This window comes from Vibrio sp. 1167, from assembly GCF_033340375.1.
GTDB classification, from domain to species: Bacteria; Pseudomonadota; Gammaproteobacteria; order Enterobacterales; family Vibrionaceae; genus Vibrio; species Vibrio alginolyticus.
Window position 1 is genome coordinate 1 of record NZ_JAWOWK010000029.1, and the last position, 8,285, is coordinate 8,285.

Annotated in this window: 14 protein-coding genes and 1 pseudogene; 9 read left to right on the forward strand and 6 right to left on the reverse strand. The window is 40.4% G+C overall.

Going from position 1 to position 8,285, the window contains the following annotated elements:
* Positions 1 to 144: 144 nt before the first annotated feature.
* The 4 genes and pseudogenes from R7Z78_RS23805 to R7Z78_RS23820 form a co-directional block, all read right to left on the reverse strand.
* Positions 145 to 435, reverse strand: a complete 291-nt coding sequence (locus tag R7Z78_RS23805) for a type II toxin-antitoxin system RelE family toxin (RefSeq protein ID WP_005377002.1) — start codon at positions 433 to 435, stop codon at positions 145 to 147.
* Positions 425 to 673: a type II toxin-antitoxin system Phd/YefM family antitoxin gene (locus R7Z78_RS23810; RefSeq protein WP_005377003.1), complete on the reverse strand. Its 249-nt coding sequence runs from the start codon at positions 671 to 673 to the stop codon at positions 425 to 427. The genes R7Z78_RS23805 and R7Z78_RS23810 overlap by 11 nt, the downstream gene beginning before the upstream one ends.
* Positions 674 to 858: 185 nt before the next feature.
* Complete coding sequence (locus R7Z78_RS23815) at positions 859 to 1,149, reverse strand: type II toxin-antitoxin system RelE family toxin (RefSeq protein ID WP_005377002.1); 291 nt, start codon at positions 1,147 to 1,149, stop codon at positions 859 to 861.
* A pseudogene (locus tag R7Z78_RS23820) lies at positions 1,139 to 1,387 on the reverse strand (type II toxin-antitoxin system Phd/YefM family antitoxin). The gene R7Z78_RS23815 and the pseudogene R7Z78_RS23820 overlap by 11 nt, the downstream one beginning before the upstream one ends.
* Before the next feature lie 239 nt (positions 1,388 to 1,626).
* Between R7Z78_RS23820 and R7Z78_RS23825 the strand changes: the two are divergent.
* The 5 genes from R7Z78_RS23825 (at position 1,627) to R7Z78_RS23845 (ending at position 4,600) form a co-directional block, all read left to right on the forward strand.
* Positions 1,627 to 2,175: a hypothetical protein gene (locus R7Z78_RS23825; protein WP_128740525.1), complete on the forward strand. Its 549-nt coding sequence runs from the start codon at positions 1,627 to 1,629 to the stop codon at positions 2,173 to 2,175.
* Positions 2,176 to 2,315: 140 nt separating this feature from the next.
* Positions 2,316 to 2,810 (forward strand): GNAT family N-acetyltransferase, encoded by a 495-nt coding sequence (locus R7Z78_RS23830; protein ID WP_104975430.1) that lies wholly within the window; start codon positions 2,316 to 2,318, stop codon positions 2,808 to 2,810.
* 135 nt (positions 2,811 to 2,945) lie between these two features.
* Positions 2,946 to 3,455, forward strand: coding sequence for a hypothetical protein (locus R7Z78_RS23835; protein ID WP_005376997.1), 510 nt, complete (start codon positions 2,946 to 2,948; stop codon positions 3,453 to 3,455).
* Positions 3,456 to 3,701: 246 nt separating this feature from the next.
* Positions 3,702 to 4,115: a hypothetical protein gene (locus tag R7Z78_RS23840; protein WP_050549549.1), complete on the forward strand. Its 414-nt coding sequence runs from the start codon at positions 3,702 to 3,704 to the stop codon at positions 4,113 to 4,115.
* A complete protein-coding gene (locus R7Z78_RS23845) occupies positions 4,112 to 4,600 on the forward strand; it encodes a hypothetical protein (protein ID WP_104975429.1) in 489 nt (162 codons plus the stop codon). The genes R7Z78_RS23840 and R7Z78_RS23845 overlap by 4 nt, the downstream gene beginning before the upstream one ends.
* Positions 4,601 to 4,738: 138 nt before the next feature.
* On the opposite strand, the gene R7Z78_RS23850 is transcribed toward R7Z78_RS23845, so the two are convergent.
* On the reverse strand, positions 4,739 to 5,029 hold the full coding sequence (locus R7Z78_RS23850) for a type II toxin-antitoxin system RelE family toxin (RefSeq protein WP_005377002.1): 291 nt from the start codon (positions 5,027 to 5,029) through the stop codon (positions 4,739 to 4,741).
* Positions 5,019 to 5,267, reverse strand: a complete 249-nt coding sequence (locus R7Z78_RS23855) for a type II toxin-antitoxin system Phd/YefM family antitoxin (protein WP_005377003.1) — start codon at positions 5,265 to 5,267, stop codon at positions 5,019 to 5,021. The genes R7Z78_RS23850 and R7Z78_RS23855 overlap by 11 nt, the downstream gene beginning before the upstream one ends.
* Before the next feature lie 195 nt (positions 5,268 to 5,462).
* Here R7Z78_RS23855 and R7Z78_RS23860 point away from each other — a divergent pair, with 195 nt between their 5' ends.
* The 4 genes from R7Z78_RS23860 to R7Z78_RS23880 all read left to right on the forward strand — a co-directional run bounded on the left by R7Z78_RS23860 (position 5,463) and on the right by R7Z78_RS23880 (position 8,046).
* The gene (locus R7Z78_RS23860) at positions 5,463 to 5,882 is read left to right on the forward strand and encodes a hypothetical protein (protein WP_085761055.1); all 420 of its coding nucleotides are present in this window, start codon (positions 5,463 to 5,465) and stop codon (positions 5,880 to 5,882) included.
* A gap of 148 nt (positions 5,883 to 6,030) precedes the next feature.
* On the forward strand, positions 6,031 to 6,426 hold the full coding sequence (locus R7Z78_RS23870) for a DUF3465 domain-containing protein (protein WP_104975428.1): 396 nt from the start codon (positions 6,031 to 6,033) through the stop codon (positions 6,424 to 6,426).
* 740 nt (positions 6,427 to 7,166) lie between these two features.
* Positions 7,167 to 7,676 carry a hypothetical protein gene (locus tag R7Z78_RS23875; protein WP_020840826.1) on the forward strand — a complete coding sequence of 170 codons (510 nt, stop codon included), beginning with the start codon at positions 7,167 to 7,169 and terminating at the stop codon, positions 7,674 to 7,676.
* A 136-nt stretch (positions 7,677 to 7,812) separates the two neighbouring features.
* The gene (locus R7Z78_RS23880; RefSeq protein ID WP_005377029.1) at positions 7,813 to 8,046 is read left to right on the forward strand and encodes a hypothetical protein; all 234 of its coding nucleotides are present in this window, start codon (positions 7,813 to 7,815) and stop codon (positions 8,044 to 8,046) included.
* Positions 8,047 to 8,285 lie beyond the last annotated feature (239 nt).

Here is an 8,285-nt window from a genome sequence, read left to right on the forward strand (position 1 = left end):
ACTGAAGAAATTCGTATAACAAATTGTTCAAGAGTGATTCGGCACGCGTGGCATTTTTACTATGCGTTGGCTTTAGTGGTTAAGGTGTTATGCGGAACCTTCGGTATTGCGTGCCTCACACCTTAACAAGGCGTTATACCACAATCAATCATCTAACCTTTTCATAGCTTTACGGTAAACATCGCTACGTTCGCGTTTTCCGACTGCCAAGACGGTTACAATGATGACATCGTCTTCAACTTTGTAGACGAGACGGTAGCCCGATTGGCGCAGCTTGATTTTATACATGTTGTCAGCTCCAGAGAGTTTTGAAGCTGGAACATGCGGGTTATCTAAGCGCTCGATTAGCTTTTTCTTAAATTGTTGTTGCAGTGTTGAGCCAAGCTTTTTCCACTCTTTGAGTGCGCTCTTTTTAAAGTCGAGTTTATAGGTCATCAATGTTTACCGAAATGCTCTCTTCAGATTCACGCTCTTTCGCAATAGCTAATAGTTCAAGATCTTCGAGTCTGTCCATCATCATTTCGTACGCTTCGGCAGGTACGCAATAAAATGCGGGCTCATTTCGGTTTAGTACAGCAACAGGTTCGCCGTACGCACTAGTTGCAACTTTCATAGGGTTAGCTTTCAACTCAGTAATGCTTGCAGCAACATCGGCTAAAATTCTAGTGGTCATATTATAGGTCTCTTAAGTAGTCTTTATATTGGTCATTTTAGCCTCAAGCAAGCGGTATAACAAGTTGCTTAAGAGTGATTCGCAACGCGTGGCATTTTTACTATGCGTCGGTTTATGTGTTTAAGGTATTATGCGGAGGCTAAGGTATTGCGTTGCTCACACCTTAGCAAGGCGTTATACCGCAATCAATCATCTAACCTTTTCATGGCTTTACGGTAAACATCGCTACGTTCTCGTTTTCCGACTGCTAAGACGGTTACAATGATGACATCGTCTTCAACTTTGTAGACGAGACGGTAGCCCGATTGACGCAACTTAATTTTATACATGTTGTCAGCTCCAGAAAGTTTTGAAGCTGGAACATGTGGGTTATCTAAGCGCTCGATTAGCTTTTTCTTAAATTGTTGTTGCAGAGTAGAGCCAAGCTTTTTCCACTCTTTGAGTGCGCTCTTTTTAAAGTCGAGTTTATAGGTCATCAATATTTACCGAAATGCTCTCTTCAGATTCACGCTCTTTAGCGATAGCTAGTAGTTCAAGATCTTCGAGTCTGTCCATCATCATTTCTTACGCTTCGGCAGGTACGCAATAAAATGCTGGCTCATTTCGGTTTAATACTGCAACAGGTTCGCCATAAGCACTAGTTGCAACTTTCATAGGGTTAGCTTTCAATTCGGTAATGCTTGCAGCAACATCGGCTAAAATTCTAGTGGTCATATAATCGGTCTCTTAAGTGGTCTTTATGTTGGTCATTTTAGCCTCAACAAAGCGGTATAACAAGTTGCTTAAGAGTGATTCGCAACGCGTGGCATTTTTACTATGCGTCGGTTTATGTGTTTAAGGTATTATGCGGAGGCTAAGGTATTGCGTTGCTCACACCTTAGCAAGGCGTTATGCGTATCAGAGGATAAAATAAATTGTTCAAACATATAGCTGTACTACTTTCGATAATTCTTATGACATTCGGTACTTACCAATCTAAGTTCGGAGTTCCTGATGATGCTTCATCTTGGGCAAATTTGGGGTCATTTTCTGCTGGTACAGCTGCTGTTTTAATAGCCCTTTATGGTGTCATATATACGATTTGGCAGCATAGGAGTGGCAAGACTAAATATACAATCGAAGATCATGTGCGATTGATGAGAACCTATAAATCTGCTCATAGCGGTGGTTACACAAACAAGGGGTATGAGTTTTTAAAATGGCTGTGGCCTAATGCTGTTTCACAGCTAACCAGAGATGGAAAGGCAACAGTTGATGACATTTTAAAGAACTCAAACTTAAATGAGATGGCTCAATGGAAGCGCAGTCTTCTTAAAGTTGAACGCAAATTAATAGCACAGTTTGTGAATGAAATGAGTAGAGAAGAACTCAAGTTAGCATGGTTATATTGCTTAATAGATGAGCTTCCAAAAGAATACAAAAATGCAATAGCACCCAAATGGACTGAAGTCCCTTTGTCAGATAGTGAAAGAAGTCTTTTTGACGCGGTAAAAAACGCATAACAAAGCGTTTAAGACGGATTCACAACGCTTGGCAGTTTTGGTTTGAATCGGCTTTAGTGTTTACGGCACAATAGTTTAGGTTGGGTGGTTGCGTTGTTCACCACTTAACGCAGCGTTATGTGCTTTTGAGGAAAATTGACATGGAAGTATTAGAAGCGAGTCCAGATTTAGCTCCGATATTAGCGAGTTACGCGAAAGAATGTTTGGAGTCGGGTATCCTTAAATATTCCGGCGTTGAGCAAGAGCCTGAAGCTTATTTATCCGGTTTGGTTGAACGTTCTAAGGCAACTTCTGAATTGCCAAACGGTTATTTACCCAGTACAACTTATTATTGCGTATCTAACTCTGAAATCTTAGGCGCTATTCGAGTTCGTAAAGGTACTAATGCCAACGTAGAAAATGTCATTGGGCATGTTGGCTACGAAACTAGACCGTCAGCTCGTGGTAAAGGTGTAGCCTCATTTCTCCTAGCTTGGGTGCGAGACCATGTTGTCACTGACTCAGTTATTGTTACTTGTTCAATTGACAATCCTGCATCCCAAAAGGTTATCGAAAACTGCGGCGGTGAGTATCTTGGTAACTATACAAGTGAAAACGAGGGCACTGTAAGGCGCTACCGTTTAGCACGCACATAACAAAGCGTTCAAGAGGGATTCTCAACGCTTGGCAGTTTTGGTTCAAAGTTTAGCTTTTGTGATTATGGCACAATGGTTTAGGTCAGGTGGTGGCGTTGTTCACCCCTTAACGCGGCGTTAGCATGCGGGAGTAATATGAAGAAAATTCTCATCATCGGTAATTCTGGCTCAGGCAAGAGTTGGTTGTCGAAACAGTTATCCCGAAAACTTCAGTTGCAAGAAGTTAACTTGGACTCGATTGTATGGGAGCCAGGTGGCTATAATCAAAAACGCTCCACCGGAGCAATCGAAAATGAAATTGCTAGTATAAAGTCTCAATGCAACTGGGTAGTTGAGGGAGTATTTGGTGCTTTAGCCGAACAGCTTATTTTATCTGCTGACATGCTGTTGTTTTTGGATTTGGAATGGTCTGAATGTAAAAGTTCTCTTTATTCTCGTGGTTCGGAGAGCTCGAAGCAACTTAATGAGGAACAGGCGGAGAAGAATTTTCGTGAATTATTAAAATGGGCTTCTGAATACTCGGTTCGCGAATCCAAAAGTTCACGACAGTTCCATCAGCAATTGTTCAGAGATTTTCACGGTTCTAAAGTACGTTTCACAACACGCTCTCAAGTGAATGAGTTTGTAGCGGAAACAACATGCTAACAAACTGTTTAAGAGTGATTCGCAACGCGTGGCATTTTTACCCTGCGTTGATTTTAGTGATTTAGGTGGTGTGCGGAGGCTTTCGTATTGCGTTGCTCACACCTTAACAGGGCGTTAGCAGCCAAAACAAGTAACAATGAGATCTATCATTTTCAGTATAAGTAAAACTGATACGCAAATATTCTGATTTTTTTTAAAAAACTCGCTCCAAAAAATTATAGTTAGATTTTACTAGGAGTATTTGAAATGCAAAACAAACCGTGTCCAGTATTAATTGGATTGACATTTGATGAGGAAAGCCAAGAAGCGCTAAATGCTATAAACGAAATGAATGCCAAGATTGATGATGGTTGGGTTGCTATAGCTTTGGGACATTTGGCTGTGATTTTTGGTGGCTTAACCGTAAAAGCTCCAGCGTCTGCCGGACCTATAGAGAAAACATTGGGATTTCAACTAGTGTCTAACGATGTCGCCACCACTTCTTGGAGTATATATCAAACGAACTGGGAGTACTTTTTTAGATCTTTTGGGGCATTAGAACGCCATGCTAAAAACCAAATCAGTACAATTGCAGGTTTACAAATGATACGAGGTAAGATTAGTCATAAAGAACGCCAGTTTTGGAAAGCTGTGCATTACGGATGTAAGGTGTCTGAATGAAAAAAATTATAATCCTAGTACTTTTTCTTCTATTACCTCGTTTAGCATCTGCTACCGATGAGCTTATGCTCAATGCGGTAAACAAATCATTAATCGAGTATGAAAGTAAGAATAGTCAATGTATTGCATCATCAAAAATGCAATCTGTAAGTGATGACTTAATCCAAAAGGTTAAGCAAGTTGAGACGGATCTATCGATAAGTATTGGGTACTTATATAAAAACTCTTTGTATCAGTGTTCACTTCATGAGTTAGGTACTTTGATGAAGTTATTCTTATTGGTTGAAAATTCTGAAAAAGAAGAATATCCATTAACAAAGTTAAGAGTAAATGAGATCAAAAAGTTACTTTTTACTAAAGTCGATTTACGCTTTGAATTAAAGTTTCAAAATTTACCCAATGAAAAACAATTAACTCTAACGGAATTAGGTAAAAACCTTGCTCCATTTGACTTGCTAGATATGTATGAACGTGCGCAAGACTGAATAGTCTGCTAACAAAGCATTTAAGAGTGATTCCCAACGCTTGTCATTTTCGTCTCTGCGTTGGGTTTCGTGTTTAAGGTGCATGGTTTAGGTAAGGTGGCAGCGTTGCTCACACCTTAATGCGGCGTTATACCGCAATCAGTCATCTAACCTTTTCATGGCTTTACGATAAACATCGCTACGTTCGCGCTTTCCAACTGCTAGGACGGTTACAATGATGACATCGTCTTCAACTTTGTAGACGAGACGGTAGCCCGATTGACGCAACTTAATTTTATACATGTTGTCAGCTCCAGAAAGTTTTGAAGCTGGAACATGTGGGTTATCTAAGCGCTCGATTAGCTTTTTCTTAAATTGTTGTTGCAGAGTAGAGCCAAGCTTTTTCCACTCTTTGAGTGCGCTCTTTTTAAAGTCGAGTTTATAGGTCATCAATATTTACCGAAATGCTCTCTTCAGATTCACGCTCTTTAGCGATAGCGAGTAGTTCAAGATCTTCGAGTCTGTCCATCATCATTTCGTACGCTTCGGCAGGTACGCAATAAAATGCTGGTTCATTTCGGTTTAATACAGCAACAGGTTCGCCGTAAGCACTAGTTGCAACTTTCATAGGGTTAGCTTTTAACTCAGTAATGCTTGCAGCAACATCGGCTAAAATTCTAGTGGTCATATAATCAGTCTCTTAAGTGGTCTTTATGCTGGCCATTTTAGCCTCAACCAAGCGGTATAACAAGTTGCTTAAGAGTGATTCGCAACGCGTGGCATTTTTACTATGCGTCGGTTTATGTGTTTAAGGTATTATGCGGAGGCTAAGGTATTGCGTTGCTCACACCTTAGCAAGGCGTTATACCTCAGGGAGGATTCTATGAAATTGATAGTTAGTACTGTAGCAATGTTGATGGTTTCTACAGGGGTTGCTAATGCAAGTGAGCCTGTAAAAGTTAATCTTTATGCTGAGAGTGATGGGTTCTGTGTATTACGAGCGGATAAAGATATTTTTCAAGACTCAGTAAAGCGTCAAGATGGATTATATGAAGTAAAAAAGGGCAGAATCGGCGTATTACAACGTTATGATAACCAAGAAGAGTCGTCTTTAACCTGCCAGTACTTCATTGAGCCAGAGGCTCTAAAAAAACAACTATCATTTTGCGCTTTAGGAAGTACATCGATCAATAGCTGCTCTGTGTCGGTAAATCAAAAAACGTATTGGTTTGATGGCAGGGATTACAGCAAGCATGCCAAATATCGCTCAATAACATGTAGTTTTTCATGTCAAGTCGACTAAAGGTATAACAAACTGTTCAAGAGGGATTCGCAACGCGTGGCATTTTCACTATGCGTTAGTTTTAGTGTTTAAGGTGGTTTGCGTCGGCTTCGGTATTGCGTTGCTCACCCCTTAACAGAGCGTTATGTGAATTGGAGAAATTGAGTATATGAAGAAGTTCTTCGCAATATTTATAGCAGCTTTTTGCTTAGTTTCAGTTGGTGCTCTAGCGAATGACTACAAGCTCGGACAGGCGTTTGAAAATCATCAAAGTGACCTTCAAGTTCGAGGTTCAGGAACAGTAACTCGCCTATTGCCAGATGACAACAAAGGAAGTCGACATCAAAAATTCATACTCAAATTAGATAGTAAGCAAACTTTACTTGTTGCTCATAACATCGACTTAGCACCAAGAATTCCCAATCTAAAAGTCGGCGATCGAGTTCAGTTTTACGGTGAATATGAATGGAATAAAAAGGGTGGTGTAATGCACTGGACACACCACGATCCCAACAATAGGCACCCGCATGGTTGGTTAAAGCACAACAGTAAAAAGTACGAGTAAAAATTCACATAACAAAGCATTTAAGAGTGATTCCCAACGCTTGGCATTTTCAGCTCATGGTTTGGTTTCGTGTTTACGGTGGTATGGTTGAGGTTTGGTAGTAGCGTTGCTCACACCTTAATGCGGCGTTAGTTTGCAAGAGGAAAAATGCAGCTATATCGCAAGATCTAATGGTAAAATCTCAAAGTTGAAATTGTCGTATCGGCGTTCAATTTCAGTGTTAATTAACGTAGAAAAAATCCAAAATTGGCATCGTTTTAACGGTTGATTGGTTCTTTGGTGCGGCGACTTTTGGGTTCACTGAGTCGAACTTTTTTGCTGAAACTCTGCTCGTTGAGTCTGTTGATACAAAAGCCGATTTACTCGCTGCGAGGATGTTTTCTCTGGTGTGGCAAGTTCACGTGGTTTCAGTGACTTTGTTGAAAGTCCGTATTGTGAGATTGGTTTTCCAAAAGTGCTTTTTGGTGTTGTGAGTTCGTTTTCTGCGGCGTTGCTTGTTCCAAGTGGTTTCATTGAGTAGTCGCTTTGAGACTACGCCTGACTTAAGTGCATCAAAGCACATAAAGTTTATTGTTTGCAAAGTTTAAAATAACGTAAAATCAATCCTTTGGGTTTGCAAACTAACAAACTGCTCAAGAGGGATTCACAACGCGTGGCATTTTTACTATGCGTTGATTTTAGTGATTAAGGTGGTTTGCAGCGGCTTCGGTATTGTGTTGTTCACCCCTTAGCAGGGCGTTATGTTCTTGGAGGACATGTTGGAATATCAAAGGGACAGGGTAACTTTTGGCGTTTTTCAGAAACTTATTGTAAAGCTGTATAAAGCCCTCGTATCCAAGCTTTCAAACAAAAAAGAGAAGCTAGAATGGCAGCTAATCTTGATAGCCGATTGTTTACGAATCATTGGGCCTTGTAGGTTAGCTTATTGGATGGCTTCCAAAGTGCATACTTCAACGTCTAGCGTTAAGAACAAATTCTGGTCAACCCATGTTTCAGGTATGGCTCTGCAATATTCAGGTGACATGATTGGCGCTGAAAAAGCATTCTTAAAGAGCCAGGACTTTGCTTGTGAGCTTTCTTTGAGTTTTAGCTTGCAGCATTTGGGTAAATTGAATGTTGAGGTTGGCAATTATAAACTGGCAGAGCAACAGTTCATAGAAGCATTGGCAATTCGAGAAAAATTGAAACGGGCTGACTTGGTAGAGTCGACTAACAGGGCGATTCGAGGACTACAAAAGCTACGAACATAACAAACTGTTTAAGAGTGATTCGCAACGCGTGGCATTTTTACTATGCGTTGTGTTTGGTGTTTAAGGTGGTATGCGGTGGCATCGGTATTGCGTTGCTCACACCTTAACAGGGCGTTAGTATTCAGGTGGAAAATTAGTGCTTCATCAGATAGACAAATATCAGTGTTCTGCTTGTAACATTAAATCTAAACATATTACCGTATTGATTAGGAACCCAAGTCCTTTTGCTGGTGTAAAACATCAAAAGCGTAAAGAGTTTATTGCTGGGTTAATCAAAGGTTGGGCAGTTGGTCCATTTTTAGCTTCTATGGATGAGTTTTCTCGGCATACGATCTGTGAAAACTGTGGGATCAAAACGATAGAGAACTGATAAGTAAGACTTCTTTCTAAGTTAGGTGTAACAGGTTGGGTCTGAATACTAACAAACTGTTCAAGAGGGATTCGCAACGCGTGGCATTTTCACTATGCGTTGGTTTAAGTGATTAAGGTGGTATGCGGCGGTTTTGGTATTGCGTTGCTCACCCCTTAACAGGGCGTTATACGAATAGAGGGAAATTATGTACAAAAGTAATGATTTTAACTTGGATTCAAAAGAGTTCAGGTTTAAGA